The sequence below is a fragment of the Clostridium sp. MCC353 genome, assembly GCF_018785315.1.
Lineage (GTDB): Bacteria > Bacillota > Clostridia > Lachnospirales > Lachnospiraceae > CHH4-2.
The window spans coordinates 1-542 of the sequence record NZ_WQPN01000098.1 but is presented as its reverse complement, the minus strand read 5'-3'; the positions used below and the strand labels follow the sequence as shown (position 1 = coordinate 542).

General features: G+C 48.5%; 1 protein-coding gene. It reads left to right on the top strand.

Going from position 1 to position 542, the window contains the following annotated elements:
- Positions 1 to 341: 341 nt before the first annotated feature.
- Positions 342 to 542, top strand: a 201-nt coding sequence (locus GPL15_RS17145) for a hypothetical protein (RefSeq protein WP_215699915.1), incomplete at its 3' end; no start/stop codon positions are given.

The window sequence follows — 542 nt, the reverse complement described above, 5'->3', positions numbered from 1 at the left end:
GGTAAACTCTTTATGGGACTTTACCGTTCAGTGGGCATCTCAGAAACTGATTTGGGTTTCAGTTTCTGCCCGTCTTTTTCTGTCCCTGTAGCCTAAGTTTCACTAACGGTCTCCAGACGGCTTTCATCGCCAACGGATTCCGTTCCGCCCGGTGCCAACCCTCCAAGCGGGCCTCCGCCCCCGTCCGTCCCCATCCCCAGGATTCACGGCTGTGTACTGGTCTGATAAAGGATAAATAAAGTTTAGTGCAGATTATGGTATAGATATTTTATGTAACTGACGTGGGGATTAACAGTAAAGCGTCAAGGCATTTTTGAAAATGCCTTCAGGGTTGATGTTAAATGGTGTGGGGATTTACATTAAAGGGTGAAGCCATTTTCGAAAATGCCTTCACCCTTTATGTCACCCTTTATGTTAAATTCGCTTTTAATTACTTTAGCCAGAGAATACCAGCAGGAGAGTGGGACGAGGGAGCGGAGGCGGGATTGGATGTTTGGAGGCGGCCCTGGGGAGCGGAATCCGTCGGGGATGAAAGCCATCTG